Annotated in this window: 1 protein-coding gene; it reads left to right on the top strand. The window is 71.9% G+C overall.

Annotation, left to right across the window (positions count from 1 at the left end; all coding sequences use genetic code 11):
- Positions 1-469: iron-containing alcohol dehydrogenase (locus tag AC3A6B_RS29880; RefSeq protein ID WP_487840247.1), on the top strand; the 469-nt coding region annotated here is incomplete at both ends.

Raw genomic sequence — 469 nt, 5'->3', positions numbered from 1 at the left:
GCTGCTGGGCGCCCAGGCCGCCGGCATCTTCGACCGCGCCGCGATGCACGTGCCGATCGAGACCGCGCGCGAAGCCCGCGAGATCGCGCGCCGGCTCGACGCCGACTGCGCCGTGGCCATCGGCGGCGGCTCCACCACCGGCTTGGGCAAGGCGATCGCGCTGGATTCGGGCCTGCCGATCGTCGCCATCCCCACCACCTACGCGGGCAGCGAGATGACGCCGATCTACGGCCTGACCGAAGCGGGCCTCAAGAAGACCGGCAAGGACCCTCGCGTGCTGCCGCGCGCCGTGATCTACGACCCCGAGCTCTCGCGCAGCCTGCCGGTGGGTTTGAGCGTCACCAGCGGCATCAATGCGATCGCGCATGCGGCCGAGGGCTTGTACGCGCAGGACAGCAACCCGGTGATGGACCTGATGGCCGAGGAAGGCATCGCCGCGATCGCGCGTGCGCTGCCGGCGATCCGGCGC

The sequence above is a fragment of the Variovorax sp. Soil_C_33 genome (genome assembly GCF_057656935.1).
Note: the sequence above shows the minus strand (reverse complement) of the source record. Positions and strands in the feature narration are given on the sequence as shown.